At 72.1% G+C, this 15116-nt stretch carries 17 protein-coding genes and 1 pseudogene; 11 read left to right on the top strand and 7 right to left on the bottom strand.

Annotated features, from left to right (window positions below; translation table 11 throughout):
- Positions 1-1400: hypothetical protein (locus J7E91_RS34970; protein WP_251016727.1), on the top strand; the 1400-nt coding region annotated here is incomplete at its 5' end.
- 100 nt (positions 1401-1500) lie between these two features.
- Here the strand turns inward: J7E91_RS34970 and J7E91_RS34965 are convergent.
- Both J7E91_RS34965 and J7E91_RS34960 read right to left on the bottom strand, forming a co-directional pair.
- Entirely contained in the window at positions 1501-2334 is an 834-nt protein-coding gene (locus J7E91_RS34965) for a transglutaminase-like domain-containing protein (RefSeq protein ID WP_214911395.1), read from the bottom strand.
- 16 nt (positions 2335-2350) lie between these two features.
- The gene (locus J7E91_RS34960; RefSeq protein ID WP_214911393.1) at positions 2351-3346 is read right to left on the bottom strand and encodes a GNAT family N-acetyltransferase; all 996 of its coding nucleotides are present in this window, start codon (positions 3344-3346) and stop codon (positions 2351-2353) included.
- A gap of 141 nt (positions 3347-3487) precedes the next feature.
- On the opposite strand from J7E91_RS34960, the gene fdxA reads away from it, so the two are divergent.
- Both fdxA and J7E91_RS34950 read left to right on the top strand, forming a co-directional pair.
- Positions 3488-3808, top strand: coding sequence for a ferredoxin (fdxA, locus tag J7E91_RS34955; protein WP_018089397.1), 321 nt, complete (start codon positions 3488-3490; stop codon positions 3806-3808).
- Positions 3809-3908: 100 nt separating this feature from the next.
- A complete protein-coding gene (locus tag J7E91_RS34950; protein WP_214911390.1) occupies positions 3909-5009 on the top strand; it encodes a bifunctional succinyldiaminopimelate transaminase/glutamate-prephenate aminotransferase in 1101 nt (366 codons plus the stop codon).
- An 87-nt stretch (positions 5010-5096) separates the two neighbouring features.
- Here the strand turns inward: J7E91_RS34950 and J7E91_RS34945 are convergent, their stop codons facing one another.
- Together J7E91_RS34945 and J7E91_RS34940 are read right to left on the bottom strand one after the other, a co-directional pair.
- On the bottom strand, positions 5097-5543 hold the full coding sequence (locus J7E91_RS34945; protein WP_214911388.1) for an ATP-binding protein: 447 nt from the start codon (positions 5541-5543) through the stop codon (positions 5097-5099).
- Positions 5544-5844: 301 nt separating this feature from the next.
- The gene (locus tag J7E91_RS34940; protein WP_308377568.1) at positions 5845-6849 is read right to left on the bottom strand and encodes a heavy metal transporter; all 1005 of its coding nucleotides are present in this window, start codon (positions 6847-6849) and stop codon (positions 5845-5847) included.
- 103 nt (positions 6850-6952) lie between these two features.
- Between J7E91_RS34940 and dapE the strand changes: the two genes are divergently transcribed.
- Together dapE and J7E91_RS34930 are read left to right on the top strand one after the other, a co-directional pair.
- Positions 6953-8032: a succinyl-diaminopimelate desuccinylase gene (gene dapE, locus J7E91_RS34935; protein WP_214911385.1), complete on the top strand. Its 1080-nt coding sequence runs from the start codon at positions 6953-6955 to the stop codon at positions 8030-8032.
- Between the two features lie 69 nt (positions 8033-8101).
- The gene (locus tag J7E91_RS34930) at positions 8102-8851 is read left to right on the top strand and encodes a TIGR00730 family Rossman fold protein (RefSeq protein ID WP_214911383.1); all 750 of its coding nucleotides are present in this window, start codon (positions 8102-8104) and stop codon (positions 8849-8851) included.
- A 67-nt stretch (positions 8852-8918) separates the two neighbouring features.
- On the opposite strand, the gene folP is transcribed toward J7E91_RS34930, so the two are convergent.
- Positions 8919-9779: a dihydropteroate synthase gene (gene folP, locus J7E91_RS34925; protein ID WP_214911381.1), complete on the bottom strand. Its 861-nt coding sequence runs from the start codon at positions 9777-9779 to the stop codon at positions 8919-8921.
- A 106-nt stretch (positions 9780-9885) separates the two neighbouring features.
- On the opposite strand from folP, the gene J7E91_RS34920 reads away from it, so the two are divergent.
- A complete protein-coding gene (locus J7E91_RS34920) occupies positions 9886-10266 on the top strand; it encodes a hypothetical protein (protein ID WP_214911379.1) in 381 nt (126 codons plus the stop codon).
- Positions 10263-10895: a DNA-3-methyladenine glycosylase I gene (locus J7E91_RS34915; protein WP_214911377.1), complete on the top strand. Its 633-nt coding sequence runs from the start codon at positions 10263-10265 to the stop codon at positions 10893-10895. The genes J7E91_RS34920 and J7E91_RS34915 overlap by 4 nt, the downstream gene beginning before the upstream one ends.
- On the opposite strand, the gene J7E91_RS34910 is transcribed toward J7E91_RS34915, so the two are convergent.
- Positions 10858-11658, bottom strand: a complete 801-nt coding sequence (locus J7E91_RS34910; protein WP_214911375.1) for an enoyl-CoA hydratase-related protein — start codon at positions 11656-11658, stop codon at positions 10858-10860. The two genes, J7E91_RS34915 and J7E91_RS34910, sit on opposite strands and share 38 nt — an antisense overlap.
- Positions 11659-11972: 314 nt before the next feature.
- Between J7E91_RS34910 and J7E91_RS34905 the strand changes: the two genes are divergently transcribed.
- Complete coding sequence (locus tag J7E91_RS34905; RefSeq protein WP_003966491.1) at positions 11973-12140, top strand: DUF3117 domain-containing protein; 168 nt, start codon at positions 11973-11975, stop codon at positions 12138-12140.
- An 84-nt stretch (positions 12141-12224) separates the two neighbouring features.
- Here J7E91_RS34905 and J7E91_RS34900 read toward each other — a convergent pair whose 3' ends face one another.
- Positions 12225-12890, bottom strand: coding sequence for an O-methyltransferase (locus J7E91_RS34900; protein ID WP_214911373.1), 666 nt, complete (start codon positions 12888-12890; stop codon positions 12225-12227).
- A gap of 141 nt (positions 12891-13031) precedes the next feature.
- Here J7E91_RS34900 and sigE point away from each other — a divergent pair, with 141 nt between their 5' ends.
- The 3 genes and pseudogenes from sigE to J7E91_RS34885 form a co-directional block, all read left to right on the top strand.
- On the top strand, positions 13032-13811 hold the full coding sequence (gene sigE, locus J7E91_RS34895; protein WP_208857849.1) for an RNA polymerase sigma factor SigE: 780 nt from the start codon (positions 13032-13034) through the stop codon (positions 13809-13811).
- Positions 13808-14752 carry an anti-sigma factor gene (locus J7E91_RS34890; protein WP_214911371.1) on the top strand — a complete coding sequence of 315 codons (945 nt, stop codon included), beginning with the start codon at positions 13808-13810 and terminating at the stop codon, positions 14750-14752. The genes sigE and J7E91_RS34890 overlap by 4 nt, the downstream gene beginning before the upstream one ends.
- A gap of 143 nt (positions 14753-14895) precedes the next feature.
- A pseudogene (locus J7E91_RS34885) lies at positions 14896-15116 on the top strand (2-oxoglutarate dehydrogenase, E2 component, dihydrolipoamide succinyltransferase); the annotation flags it as partial.

The raw sequence follows: 15116 nt of genomic DNA, 5'->3' as shown, positions 1-15116 counted from the left end.
GCCCCGGCGGGCCGGGCGCCGGCGCGGGCGGGCCCGGTCCGGTGGGCCCCGTGGGCCCCGTGAATCCCCTGGGCCCCGTGGGCCCCTCGGGCCCGACCGCCGGTCCGGCCACCGGCAGCGCGACGTTCCCCGGTCCGAGCATCGGCGGCTCGCCGTTCCCGCCGGGTGCGGCCACTCCCTCGGTCCCGGGCCCGCCGCGCATGAGCGACGACACCGCCGTGCTGACGCCCCAGAGCCCGGCCCCCGGCACCCCGGCGGGCGGCAACGTCTCCGGTGACACGCTGACCAGTGGCATCCCCGTGGTCCAGCCGGCCGACCGGCACTCGCCGTTCGCCCCGCCGCAGGCCGACGCCCGTTTCGTGCCGGACCTGGGGCCCGGCCTCTCCGGCGACCCGGCGGGCCCGGACACGCCCGCGCGCACCACACCGCCCCCGTCCCCCGCCGCCCCCGCCAAGAAGGGCCGCTCGAAGCTGGTCCTGCTGGCCGTGGGTGTCGTGGCCGTGGCCGGTGTGGCGTACGGCGCGGGTCTCCTGATGAACCACTCCGACGTACCGAAGGGCACCACTGTCCTCGGCGTCGACATCGGCGGCGGCACCAAGGAGGAAGCGGTCGGCAAGCTCGAGGCCGCCCTCGGCAAGCGCGCCGCCACCCCGCTTCAGCTCACCGTCGACGGCAAGCAGACGAAGCTCCCGCCGTCCAACGCGGGCCTCACCCTGGACAGCCAGGAAACCGTGCGCGCCGCCGCGGGCAGCGACTACAACCCCGTCTCCGTGATCGGCTCCCTCTTCGGCGGCGAGCGTGTCGCCCAGCCGGTGATCCCGGTCGACGAGGAGAAGCTGAGCGTCGCGCTGGCCGACCTGGCGGGCACCTCGGGCACGGCCAGCGAGGGCACGATCAAGTTCGTACCGGGCAAGGCGGTCGCCGTACCGGGCAAGGCGGGCAAGCAGCTCGACGTCGCCCGCTCGATGGTCCGGGTCAGGGACGCCTACCGCGCCCAGGTGGAGACCGGCAAGCCGAACACGGTGGAGCTGCCCGTCATCACGAAGGCCCCGACGATTGACAAGGCCGAACTCGACCGGGCCATGAAGGAATTCGCGCAGCCCGCGATGTCCGGCCTGATCACGATCAAGGCGGGCGGCAAGCAGATCCAGTTCGGCCCGGCGAGGTCCCTGCCGAAGATCCTCTCCATGAAGCCGATCGACGGCCGTCTGGTGGAGGTCTACAACAAGCCGGCGATCGAGCAGCTGCTGGAGGGCGTGTTCGACGGCGTCCAGATCACCAAGGGCGACGGCAAGAAGCACCCGGTCACCGCGGACGACGTGGCCTTCGCCATGCGCACGGCGCTCCTGGGCAAGACCCCGGCGGAGCGAATCCAGGAAATCAGCCTCAACCCGAGCTGAGTGACATTTTCCGGGTGTGGCCCCCGCGACCCGCCCCGCACGTCCCCGCCCCCGGCACCCAAACCGGACCCAGCGCGCCAGGACCCAGCGCACCCGGACCTCAGTTCAGCCGCGCCCGAGCCGCCCGCGCCCGCCGGCGGATCGCCTCCGCCGACGTGAGGTCCACCGCCGCCACCACGTCCGCGTACGCCTCCATCTCCGCCGCCCCGCCCAGGAAATCGCCCCGCTGCACCAGCAGTTGCGCCCGCTCGAACCTCAGCCGCGCCGCGTGCGACGGCAGCAGCAGGGACAGCTCCACCGCCCACAGCTGGACATCCGTACGCTCCGGCCGGGCCGACGCCCACGCCCGGATGTTGTTCAGGATCCGCAGGACGATCTCCAGCGGATCCGCCGGCATCAGCATCGAGGGGTCGAGCGGTTCCCCCGTCGCCCCCGCCACCAGCAGCTCCGCGTCCGCCCCCGTCAGCAGCCGCCCCCCGTCGAACGGGTCGACCAGCACCTGTTCGTCCCGGGCGCCGAAGCCCACGACGAAGTGACCCGGCAGAGCGACCCCGTACACCGGCGCCCCCGCCCGCCGCGCCACCTCGATCCACACCACAGACAGCAGAATCGGCAGCCCGCGCCGCCGCCGCAGCACCTCGTGCAGCAGCGAGGACTCCAGCCGCTGGTAGTCCCCCGGCGTCCCCCCGAACCCGCACCGCGACCCCAGCAGCCCGGACACGGCGGACGCCCACCCCCGCGCGCCGCCGGGGCGAAACGGCAGCAGACCCGCCAGCCGGTCGAGCTCGATCTCGGCCGCGTCCATCCCGGCCTCGTCCAGCGAGGCGTCCGCCTCCGCGCCCACCAGCAGGCACAGCAGCGCGAGGTCGGGCCGCTCCGAGCGGGCTTCCTCGGCGAAGCGCCGGCGTCGTTCGGACTCGGTGGGTCGTCGCATACGTGTTTCGTACCGCCTATGCCGGTCGGAAGTGGTGGTAGCTGTGATGGGTGGCGAAGCCCATGCCGTCGTACAGCGCCCGCGCACCGCCGTTGTCGTCCTCGACCTGGAGCCACGCGGCCGAAGCGCCCTCGTCCAGCGCCTGCCGGGCCAGCGCTGTCATCACCGCGCTGGCGAGCCCCTGCCGCCGGTACGCCGGGTCGACCTCGACCGCCATGAACCCGGCCCACCGCCCGTCGACGACGCACCGCCCGATCGCGGCGGGCACCTCCCCGTCGCCGGGGACGGAGGCGAACCACACCGAGGGGCCGCTCGCCAGCACCTTCGTCACGTGCGGCCCCGGCTCCTCGAACCGCTGGTACCGCGCGAGCCAGCCCGCGTCGCACGCCCGGGCGATCCGGACCCGTGAGACGTCCGCGTCCAGATCGCCGATCGGGGCGAGCGCGGCGATCCGTACTTGCGCGGTGACCTCGCGGAACCACCCGCACCGCTCCAGCTCGGCGGCGAGACGCTCCTGCGCGCCCTCGGCGCCGGTGGCGACCTGGACGTACGCGGGAAGCCCCCGGGCGGCGTACCACTCCCGTACCCGCTCCAGCGCCGCGCCGACCGGCATGCCGGGATCACCGAGCGGCAACGCCGAGTTGGCGCGCCGGGTGAAGCCGCCGGCGGCGCGCAGCAGCCACTCGCCGAGCGGCTCGCTCTCGACGGGCTGCCACGCGCGTGCGCAGACCCGCGCGAGCTCCTCGAAGGTCGCCGCGGGGCCGCGCCGCCGGGCCGGGGCGGGCGGCACGACCTTGCCCGCGACCAGGGACGACTCCGCGATACGGACGGACTCGCCGTCGCGGCGTGTGATCGTCAGCACACCGCTGTCCCAGGATGTGAGAACACCGACCGTGTCAGCGAACTTCGCCCCCGGCGCTCCGGCTTCGTCGAGGCGCCTGACTGATACACGTTTGCCCACGTCATCAGGCGAAATACGGACCTCAAGTCGTCCGCCGGTAGTGAATTCCACAGCTCTGTCCGCCCCTCCTGTTCGGATCGTGCCCGGGAACGGAGATACTAGAGGCGGGCATCGACGACGCCGCGCTCCCGCGCGCCACGTGGACGGAGCCGCAGATCGGCCCGCCGCGCCCTATCGAGGAGGAACGACAGCGTGACCTACGTCATCGCGCAGCCTTGTGTCGACGTCAAGGACAAGGCGTGCATCGAGGAGTGCCCGGTCGACTGCATCTACGAGGGCTCCCGGTCCTTGTACATCCACCCGGACGAATGCGTCGACTGTGGTGCCTGTGAGCCGGTCTGCCCGGTCGAGGCCATCTTCTACGAGGACGACACCCCGGAGGAGTGGAAGGACTACTACAAGGCGAACGTCGAGTTCTTCGACGAGCTCGGCTCGCCCGGTGGTGCTTCCAAGCTCGGCCTGATCGAGCGCGACCACCCCTTCATCGCAGCGCTCCCGCCGCAGAACCAGTAAGCGGCGAGGCAAGTGCGCCGCCCCGGTCCCGTACGGCCTGCTCGCCGTACGGGACCGAGGCGTATCCAGAGCCCGTACGAGCACCAGAAAGCGATCCACCGTGTCCGCAGTCACTGACCGCCTGCCCACCTTCCCCTGGGACAAGCTGGAGCCGTACAAGGCGACGGCGGCCGCCCATCCGGACGGCATCGTGGACCTGTCCGTCGGCACGCCCGTCGACCCGGTCCCCGAGCTGATCCAGCGGGCCCTCGTCGCGGCGGCGGACTCCCCGGGCTATCCGACGGTGTGGGGCACGGTGGCGCTGCGGGACGCGCTCACGGGGTGGGTGGAGCGGCGCCTCGGCGCGCGCGGTGTCGCGCACACCAACGTGCTGCCGGTCGTCGGCTCGAAGGAGCTGGTGGCCTGGCTGCCGACGCAGCTGGGTCTGGGCCCCGGGGACCAGGTGGCGTACCCCCGGCTCGCGTACCCGACGTACGAGGTGGGCGCACGGCTGGCACGGGCCGAGCCGGTCGCGTACGACGATCCACTCGCGGACCTCGACCCCGCCCGCGTCAAGCTGCTCTGGCTCAACTCACCCTCCAATCCCACGGGCCGCGTCCTGGCCAAGGACGAGCTGATCCGGATCGTGGCGTGGGCGCGCGAGCACGGGGTGCTGGTCTTCAGCGACGAGTGCTACCTGGAGCTGGGCTGGGAGGCCGAGCCCGTTTCCGTACTGCACCCCGATGTGTGCGGCGGTACGTACGAGGGCATCGTCGCCGTCCACTCGCTCTCCAAGCGCTCCAACCTGGCCGGCTACCGCGCCGCGTTCCTGGCGGGTGACGCGGGCGTGCTCGGCGACCTGCTGGAGATCCGCAAGCACGGCGGCATGATGACCCCGGCGCCGGTCCAGGCGGCGACGGTCGCGGCGCTCGGCGACGACACGCACGTGGCGGAGCAGCGCGAGCGGTACGCGGCCCGGCGGGCGGCGCTGCGCGGCGCGCTGGAGGCGCACGGCTTCCGGATCGAGCACAGCGAGGCGAGCCTGTACCTGTGGGTGACGCGCGACGAGCCGTGCTGGGAGACGGTGGCCCACCTGGCCGGGCTGGGGATCCTGGCGGCCCCGGGCGACTTCTACGGGCCCGCGGGAGACCGTTTCGTACGGGTGGCGTTCACGGCCACCGACGAGCGCGTCGCGGCGGCCGTCAAGCGCCTCGGCGGCTGAATCACTGCGTACGTACGCGAAGGGGCCCCGGGGAGTTCGTGCTCCCCGGGGCCCCTTCTGTTTGCGTACGGACTGTTCGCGTACGGACTAGCCGAGCGGCAGGCCCGTGCTGGGCAGGGAGCTGGTCGGCAGGCCGCCACCGGTGGGCAGCGCGTCGGCGGCCGGCAGGCCGCCACCCGCGGTCTTGGTGGTGTCGCCGAGGACCTCACCGGCGCTTCCGGCGACGTCACCGGCCGCCTTCTGCGCGGCGGGGGTGGCGGTCTTGCCGGCCTTGCCGACGGTCTTGCCGGCGGCCGGGAGGGCCTTCTTGACGGCCTGGCTGCCGGTGTCACCCGCGGTCTTGGAGCTCTTCTGCGCCGTGCTGTCGACGGTGTCGCCGAGACCGGCGCCGTCCAGGGCGGTCAGGCCACCCAGGTTCGGGGCGGCGGGGAGCTCAGCGGCGCTCGCGGAGCCGGCCGCACCGACCACGGGGGCTGCGCCGGCCGCGATGAGCAGTGCGGCGCGGGCGATCCGACGGGTCAGGGGGAGAGACATGGTGCTCCTTAGACGGGAGAGACGAGGTTGATGTGGAGACTGTCTGTCCGACGATCAGACGCCGTGACAACCGCTGAAAGGGAGGGGGAGGTTGCGGTGCACCAAGGTAAAGAGTTTGCAATGCGTCGCATTATCGGCTGCGGATGAACCCGGGCAAACAACCCGCGCCGCGAGGCGGCGTACGAGGGCCGGTTCCCTTTGTTTCCCGGCGAATTCGGGAATGGAGGGGTGATGATCCGCAGGTGCGTCCGCAACCCCGCTGCCGGGGGGTCCGCTTACCGCTTTCGAGTGATCGCCCGCACTACTGCGCGGTGGTGATCCGGACCTCTCCGGAGCCGTTCCGGGCGTTCCCGGACTGCCATTCCTTCCCGGAATCACCGGTGGTCCACACGCGGTCGGCGTAGGTGACCTGTTCGATGCGTAGCTCGGAGGCGTGGGCGACGGCCCAGTGCGCGAGCTCCCAGCCGCGCCGGTCGCCGGCGCTCCTGCCGGTGCCCGCCGCCTGCGCGGGTACGGGCACGGTCACGGTCGCCGCAGCGGGGGTGCTGCCGAGCTTCGCGCTCGCGCCTGCCGCGCCTGCCGCACCTGCTGTGTCCATCGTGTCCGCTGTGTCGGCAGAGTCTGCTTCGTCCGCCGACCCGGCGGCCTGAGCCTTGGGCAGTACGTCCGGCCCGAAATCCCTTATCAGCGCGGCCCGTACGTCGGCCGGCCTGCCCGGCTGCGCGTCCCGGGGGGCCGAGCAGGTCAGCGACGCGGGCGCGCGCCCGGTGAGCGCGGCGGCCAGCAGCGCCGCGTCCGGCTCGTGCTTCGCGTACGCCTGCGGGAAACCGCTGCGCTGGACGCGCTGGGCGGCGACGGTCAGCGGCAGCCGGGAGTAACCGGGCACCTTCTCCAGGTGCTCGTAGAACTTCTCGGCCGAGTAGCCGGGATCGAGGATCTGCTTCGGGGTGCCCCAGCCCTGCGACGGGCGCTGCTGGAAGAGGCCGAGTGAGTCACGGTCGCCGTACTTGATGTTGCGCAGCGCCGACTCCTGGAGCGCGGTCGCGAGCGCGATCGTCACCGCCCGCTCCGGCAGCCCGCGCGAGGTGCCGACGGCGGAGATCGTCGCGGCGTTGACCGCCTGCTCCGGACTGAGCTCGTACGTCGTCCCGTCGCCCTCCGCGGAGCGCACGACGCAGCGCGGTGCGCCCGCGCCGCCGGTCACGTACTGCGCCACCAGATACCCGGCCAGCGCGAGCAGCACGGCGACGCCCGCCGCGATGCGCAGGGCACGGCGGCGAGTTACGGAAGTGGTGGACTCAGACACGCTGCCTAAGGTACTGGAGGCCGTTTCCGCCCCTTCCGGGGGACGACTCCTTTTCGCGGGACGGCCCGGCGGCCTCCGGCCAGTGCCGGTTAGTCTCGGGGGCATGGCCGAAACTCCGCTTGACCTCTTCCTGGACGCCCCCGCGCTGACCGCCCGGCTCGTCGACTTCCCGTCGGTGAGCGGCGGCGAGAAGGCCCTCGCCGACGCCGTCGAGGAGGCGCTGCGCGCGCTGCCGCACCTCACTGTCGACCGGTACGGCAACAACGTGGTGGCCCGTACGAACCTGGGGCGCGCCGAGCGGGTCATCCTGGCCGGGCACATCGACACCGTCCCGATCGCGGACAACGTGCCGTCCAGGCTCGACGAGAACGGCGTCCTGTGGGGCTGCGGTACGAGCGACATGAAGTCCGGGGTCGCCGTTCAGCTGCGCATCGCCGCGACGGTCCCCGAGCCCAACCGTGACCTGACCTTCGTCTTCTACGACAACGAAGAGGTCGCCGCGCATCTCAACGGCCTCGGGCACGTCGCCGACGCCCACCCCGACTGGCTGGCGGGCGACTTCGCCGTACTCCTCGAACCGTCCGACGGGCAGGTCGAGGGCGGCTGCCAGGGCACGCTGCGGGTGCTGCTGCGCACGGCGGGGGAGCGGGCGCACTCGGCGCGGAGCTGGATGGGGTCCAACGCGATCCACACGACCGCGCCGATCCTGGCCAGGCTGGCGGCGTACGAGCCGCGGCGGCCCGTGATCGACGGCCTGGAGTACCGCGAGGGTCTCAACGCCGTCGCGATCGAGGGCGGTGTCGCGGGCAACGTCATCCCCGACGCGTGCACGGTGACGGTCAACTTCCGTTACGCGCCCGACCGCAGCGAGGAGGAGGCGCTCGCGCACGTACGCGAGGTCTTCGCGGACTGCGACATCGCGGAGTTCGTCGTGGACGACCACTCGGGGGCGGCCCTGCCGGGCCTCTCGCACCCGGCCGCCGCCGCGTTCATGGCGGCGGTGGGCGGCACCGCTCAGCCCAAGTTCGGCTGGACCGACGTCTCGCGCTTCAGCGCGGTCGGGGTGCCGGCGGTCAATTACGGTCCGGGGAACCCGCTTCTCGCGCACAAGCGGGACGAGCACGTGGCCGTCGAGCGAATCACGCACTGCGAGGAGCGACTTCGCGCCTGGCTGACTGCCTGAATTTCACTGTTCGTCACGTGTGTGGACCTACGCTGTCCGGACAATGTTCGGCAGCGGAGGGAGTACGGCATGGCGATTCCTGAAGAGGAGCGGGTACCGGAAGAGCAGCGTCTGGGGCCTGTGGTGCGCCGCGGCGACCAAATCCAGCCGGGCACAACCGACCAGCGGCTGCTGGACTCCAACGGTGATACCAGCTGGGTGCACACGGACCCCTGGCGGGTCATGCGGATGCAGGCGGAGCTGGTGGACGGTTTCGGCGCTCTCGCCGAACTGCCGCCCGCCATCAGCGTCTTCGGTTCGGCGCGCACGCGGCCCGGCATGCCCGACTACGAAGCGGGCGTGGAGCTCGGCAGGGGCCTGGCCGAAGCCGGGTTCGCGGTGATCACGGGCGGCGGGCCCGGGGCGATGGAGGCGGCGAACAAGGGGGCGCGGGACGCCAAGGGCATCTCGGTCGGCCTCGGGATCGAGCTGCCCTTCGAGCAGGGCATCAACCCGCACGTCGACATCGGCGTCAACTTCCGCTACTTCTTTGTCCGAAAAATCATGTTTGTGAAGTACGCGCACGGCTTCGTGGTCCTGCCGGGCGGACTCGGCACGATGGACGAGCTCTTCGAGGCCCTGACGCTGGTCCAGACCCGCAAGGTCACGCGCTTCCCGATCGTGCTCTTCGGTACGGCGTACTGGAGCGGACTGGTCGACTGGCTGCGCGACACGGTGATCGCGCAGGGGAAGGCGTCGGAGAGGGACCTGCTGCTGTTCCACGTGACGGACAGCGTGGAGGAAGCGGTGGCTCTGGTCTCGAAGGAGTCGGAGAGGTAACCGGGTAGCCGCTGCGCGGGGCTTCGGCCCCGCGCAGCGGCCCCGCGCCCCGACCCGCCGCGCCCCCTCAGGCCAGACCCCGCCGCGCCACCGCCGGGGGCCGGTGGCCCGCGATGGACGCCACCATGTCCAGCACCTGCCGCGTCTCCGCCACCTCGTGCACCCGGTAGACCTGCGCGCCCAGCCACGCCGAAACCGCCGTCGTGGCCAGCGTCCCGACCACCCGTTCCTTCACCGGCCGGTCGAGTGTCTCGCCGACGAAGTCCTTGTTGGACAGGGAGACCAGGACAGGACGGCCCGTCTCCACCATCTCGCCGAGCCGCCGCGTCGCCTCAAGGCTGTGCCGGGTGTTCTTCCCGAAGTCGTGCCCCGGATCGATCAGAATCGCGTCGCGCCGTACGCCCAGCTTCTCCGCGCGCTCCGCCAGTCCGAGGGTCACGGCGAGGATGTCCGCCATGACGTCGTCGTACGTGATCCGGTGCGGCCGCGTCCGCGGCTCCGCACCGCCCGCGTGCGTACACACCAGGCCCACGTCGTAACGGGCCGCCACCTCGGCCAGCCGCGGGTCGACACCGCCCCACGCGTCGTTCAGCAGGTCCGCCCCGGCCTCGCAGACCGCCTCACCCACCTCGTGCCGCCAGGTGTCGACGCTGATCACCACGTTCGGGTGGCGCCGGCGCACCTCGGCCACGAAACCGACCGTGCGCCGGGCCTCCTCGGCGGCGCTCACCTCTTCGCCGGGGCCGGCCTTCACACCACCGATGTCGATGATGGCGGCGCCCTCGGAGACCGCCTGCTCGACGCGGGCGAGCGCGGGCTCGTCGCGGAACGTCGCACCCTGGTCGTAGAACGAATCAGGGGTCCGGTTCACGATCGCCATGATCACCGGCTCGTGCGCTCCGAACTCGCGCCGTCCCAGCCTGAGCACCGTGTTTCCTCCTCGCGTCGGTCGCCTGCGACCTTAACTGTCAGTGCCGCATGGCACGATCGGGACTGGACAGTTTGCGCTTTGCGCGTGGCCCGGGGAGACGCTCGTGTTCTTGTTCTTGGTTGTGGCGATGGTCGTGGTGGTCGCCGCGGTCACCCTCGCCGTGGTCGGCGGAGGCGGCAGCGACAGCGGCGGGGTGCTGCCCGAAGCAGCGCCCGAACATCTGGTGGACCCGCTGCCCGCGACGCGGCCGGTGGGCCGCGCCGACGTCGAGGCGCTGCGCCTGCCGCTGGCGCCCCGCGGCTACCGGATGGGCGACGTCGACGACGTGCTCGGCCGCCTCGGCGCCGAGCTGGCCGAGCGCGACGCGCGGATCGCGGAGCTGGAGGCCGCCCTGGCCGGTGTCCAGGCCAGGGCGGTCGGCGGCGCCGACCTCTTCAAGGACGGCTCGTGCACAGACACCCCGGGCGAGGAGCCACGGTCATGATCGGCGGAGCCGAGCCGGGCCCGGACGGCCGCCCGCGCTGCCCGTGGGGCCTGGCCACCGAGGAGTACGTCGCGTACCACGACGAGGAATGGGGCCGCCCGGTCCACGGCGACGACGCGCTGTACGAACGCCTCTGCCTGGAGGCGTTCCAGTCCGGGCTCTCCTGGCTGACGATCCTCCGCCGCCGCGAGGGCTTCCGTAACGCCTTCGCCGGTTTCAAGATCGAGTCGGTGGCCGCCTTCACCGACGAGGACGCCGCACGCCTGCTCGCCGACCCCGGCATCATCCGCAACCGCGCCAAGATCGAGGCGACCCTCGCCAACGCCAGGACGCTCGCCGGCTGGCAGCCCGGCGAGCTGGACACCCTGATCTGGTCGTACGCTCCGGAGCCCGCGACGCGCCCGGCCCCGCAGACGATCTCGGACGTGCCCGCGATCACTCCGGAGTCCGTAGCGCTGTCCAAGGCGCTCAAGAAGCGCGGCATACGTTTCGTCGGCCCGACGACGGCGTACGCCCTGATGCAGGCGTGCGGTCTGGTCGACGACCATCTCGCTCAGTGCGTGGCGCGCGGCGGACAGCCCCCAGCGGGCGTCAGCGGCCGAGGTACTCCGGCTTCTCCTTGGCGATGAACGCCTGGACCGCGATGGCGTGGTCCTCCGACGCGCCCGCCCGCGCCTGGAGTTCCTCCTCCTTTTCGAGGGTCTCGCTCAGGCTGTGGCCCGCGCCGTACGCCATGGACTCCTTGAGCGCGGCGTACGCGAGCGTCGGGCCCGCGGCCAGGGTGCGGGCGACGGCCGCGGCCTCGGCGGCCAGGTCGGCGGCGGGCACCAGCTTGTTGGCGATGCCCAGGTCGAAGGCCTCCTGCGCGGAGATCGAGCGCGGGAAAAGCAGCAGGTCGGCGGCGCGGCTCTGGCCGATCAGGCGCGGCAGCGTCCACGAGACGCCCGAGTCGGCGGTCAGCGCGACCCCCGCGAAGGAGGTGTTGAAGGCGGCGGTGTCGGCGACGACCCGGTAGTCGGCGGCGAACGCGAAGCCCGCGCCCGCGCCGGCGGCGACGCCGTTGACCCCGGCGACGACGGGCTTCGGCATCTCGGTGAGGGCCCGCACGATGGGGTTGTAGTGCTCGCGCACCGTGCTCATGGTCCGGCCGGTGCCCGTCTCGCGGTCGGCGGCGAGCGAGGCGATGTGTTCCTTGAGGTCCTGTCCCACACAGAACGCCCGGCCGGCGGCGGTGAGCAGGACCGCCCGTACCGCCGGATCGGCGGCCGCGGCCTGCACCGCGTCCCGCAGGGCGACCTTGGCCTCGGTGTTCATGGCGTTCATGGCGTCGGGACGATTGATCGTGATCGTCGCGAGTCCGTCGGTCACCTCGTAGAGCACGGTGTCGGCCATGGATGGGTCCCCTTTTGCGGCTCGGGCAGGCATGTCCTGCCCAGCATGGCGGAGATCACCGGGGCTGCACATGTGACCTGCGTCTAACAATGTGAGGTCGCTGGGTGCCCCGCGGCGGCGAAGTATCGCAGGCGGACCGCCGAATTGAGTGGTTTTGAGGGAGCGCGTTGCACAAGCGATGCCGGGCGATGTTGGTCATTGGGTCCTGCCATGCGGGATAATGACCTGGAAGCAATGTGTTCGATGCCGGTGACACAGCTGCCCGACTCGGGGCCGCCGGCTGCGATGAGCTGGTTTCAGGAAGGGGAACGAGCATGGCGGCCATGAAGCCGCGAACGGGCGACGGCCCGCTCGAGGTGACCAAGGAGGGGCGGGGCATCGTCATGCGCGTTCCGCTCGAAGGCGGCGGACGACTTGTCGTCGAGCTGACTCCGGATGAGGCCGATGCGCTCGGCGACGCTCTGAAGAAGGTCGTCGGCTGACGCGGAAGCGCCCGAACTTTTCACTGCCCCGGTACGCCGCAAGCGTGCCGGGGCAGTGCTGTGTGCTGGGGCGGGGCGGGCCGGTCAGTCGCGGAGTACCGCGCAGAGCAGGCCGTCGCCCACCGGGAGCAGCGTAGGGACGAGCCGGCGGCTCTCGCGCACTGCGCGCAGCAGCTCACGCAGGCGCAGGACCTCCGCGGGCTGCGCGGCCGAGTCGACCGTGCGGCCGTCCGCGAAGACGCCCTCGAACACGACGATTCCGCCGGGCTTCAGCAGGCGCAACGATTCAGCGAGGTAGTCCATGTACTCAAGACGGTCGCCGTCGCAGAAGACGAGGTCGTACCCCCCGTCGGCGAGACGGGGAAGTACGTCGAGGGCGTTCCCGGGGATGAAACGCGCGCGGTTCGCGGCGTAGCCGGCCGCGCGGAACGCCTCGCGGGCGAACTGCTGCCACTCCGGCTCCGGGTCCACGGTGGTGAGTACGCCGTCGGGCCGCATCCCGTTGAGCAGATAGATGCCGGAAACGCCCGTACCCGTACCGATTTCGGCCACCGCCTTGGCGTCCGCGGTGGCGGCGAGGAGCCGCAGCGCGGCACCTGTGCCGGGAGACACCGCGCGCAGTCCTGCCTCCCGGGCCAGATCACGCGCCCAGTGCAGGGCTTCGTCCTCGGCGACAAAGGCGTCGGCGAACGCCCAGTTCGTCTGCCGGTTGGCGGTAATGGCCCTCTCCTGTCCCCGTAGGTGGCGCAACCGTGACTGTATCCGCTGGCGTCGGGAACCCGCAGATGGGACCGGGCGTTGAAAGGGGCAGGGGGAGACATGGATCAGGACCGCGTGTGGATTCCAAATTCGCGTAAAGATGCTTATCCGGAGCTAACGGGCGAGGTGGCTATGGTAGGGGCTCCACTGGACACCACCAGAGCCGATAGGGGAGGTGCGGCTGCGCCTGTGGATCGGGGAGGAGTGCTGCGGCGCTTCCTCAGGTCGGCGGGTGAGCCGAAATCCGTGACCGACATTGCTGACCGCACACCTTCCACGCATTCCGCACAGACCGCGACCTTCGCCTCAGATGCGGAATCCCAGGCGTGGACTCCTCCCACCTGGGAGGAGATCGTCAGCACCCACAGTGGTCGCGTCTACCGCCTTGCCTACCGTCTGACCGGCAATCAGCACGACGCCGAGGACCTCACCCAGGAGGTCTTCGTCCGCGTCTTCCGCTCGCTGTCGACGTACACGCCCGGCACGTTCGAGGGCTGGCTGCACCGCATCACGACGAACCTGTTCCTCGACATGGTCCGCCGCAAGCAGCGCATCCGCTTCGACGCGCTCGGCGAGGACGCCGCAGAGCGGCTGCCGAGCCGTGAGCCGTCCCCGCAGCAGGTCTTCAACGACACCCACTTCGACGCGGACGTGCAGCAGGCGCTGGACACCCTCGCGCCCGAGTTCCGTGCGGCGGTCGTGCTCTGCGACATCGAGGGCCTGTCGTACGAGGAGATCGCCGCGACGCTGGGCGTCAAGCTCGGGACCGTACGCAGCCGGATCCACCGCGGCCGCTCCCACCTGCGCAAGGCTCTCCAGCACCGGTCTCCCGAGGCACGTGCCGAGCAGCGCTCGCTCGCGAGCGTGGGCACCGGCGTGTCAGCGGTGGGCGGAGAGGGCGGAGCCGAGTGAGTGGCACCCGACCGACCTCTGCCGAACAGCACCTCGGGGACCGGCTGGCCGCCCTGGTGGACGGCGAGCTGAGCCACGACGCCCGCGAGCGTGTCCTGTCGCACCTGGCGACCTGTGCCAAGTGCAAGGCCGAGGCCGACGCCCAGCGCCGCCTGAAGAGCGTCTTCTCCACGACCGCGCCGCCGCCGCCTTCCGAGGGCCTGCTCGCCCGGCTCCAGGGGCTGCCCGGCGGCGGTCCCGGCAGTGACGACGGCGACAACGACGCAACGCCGTTCGGTCACGGAGTCCTCGGCGCCGACACCCCGAGAGCGAGACCCGGCAGACCCGGCAGCAGCTTCGACTTCGGCTACACCCCGGCCGCCGGGCACACCGGCGTCCTTCCCGGCGCCGCACCCGGCCGTGGCTTCCGCATCCATGACGTGGGCCGCGCGGAGGCGGAGCGTTCGGGCGGGCGCGGGAGGCGGCTGGCCTTCGCGGCCGCGAGTGCCGTGTCGCTCGCCGCGTTCGCGCTCGGCGGGGCCATGCCGGTCGGTTCGACGGGCGAGCCCACCGCGAGGGGCGCGGGCTCGGGCAACAAGGTCACGCCGCTGCGCGCGGCGAGTCCGAGCGGTGCGGCCATGGAGAACACCCGCCGCCGTACTACGGGCAACGGCCTCGTCGCCGCCAGTGCCAGTGCCGGTACGCACGCCGGTACCAACGCCGCCGTGCCGTCCAGGCTCTTCGGAGCGGGGACGGGCCAGGGCGGCGCGCAGGGGCTCTCGCTGGTCCAGCCGTTCCCGGCGCCCGTGCTCACCGGTCAGACACCGTTGCCGCTCATACGCCGGTCGGGTGCTGCCCTGTCGCTCGCGTACGCCCCCGGCCACCGCCCGTCGGTGACCGCGGCGCCGTCGCCGCTTCAGCCGGTTGTTCCATTGGCTCCCGGGCTGCCCGTTTCTCCCTGAGGCTGGTTGAATCCTGGGAGGGGTGCCCCGAGGGGGCACGGACAACGAGTTGGCACGGCCCTGCGGGCGTGCTCGTGGGGTGCGGGGAGAGCATGAACGAGGGCAGGCCCACCGGGCCGAAGGCAAAGTGGTGGAGCCGTCCTGTGCCGGTTCACGGGGCGCAGGAGAGAGACCAGGAAACGGCTCTCTCCGCCGCGGCCCCCGCGGCCGAACCCGTCGAGCCGACGTCCACGTCGGCCGCCCCCGCGACGCAGCAGGCCGCGGCCGAGCCCCGGTCGGCCGAAGCCGTCGAGCTGGCGTCCGCGCAGGCCGCCCCTGCGCCGGAGCAGGCCCCCGAGGCCGCCCCCGCGCCGCAGCGCGCCGC

This window comes from Streptomyces sp. ISL-99 (assembly GCF_018614005.1).
Lineage (GTDB): Bacteria > Actinomycetota > Actinomycetes > Streptomycetales > Streptomycetaceae > Streptomyces > Streptomyces flavidovirens.
The sequence above is the reverse complement of the archived record's forward strand: the minus strand, read 5'-3'. Positions and strand labels throughout refer to the sequence as shown.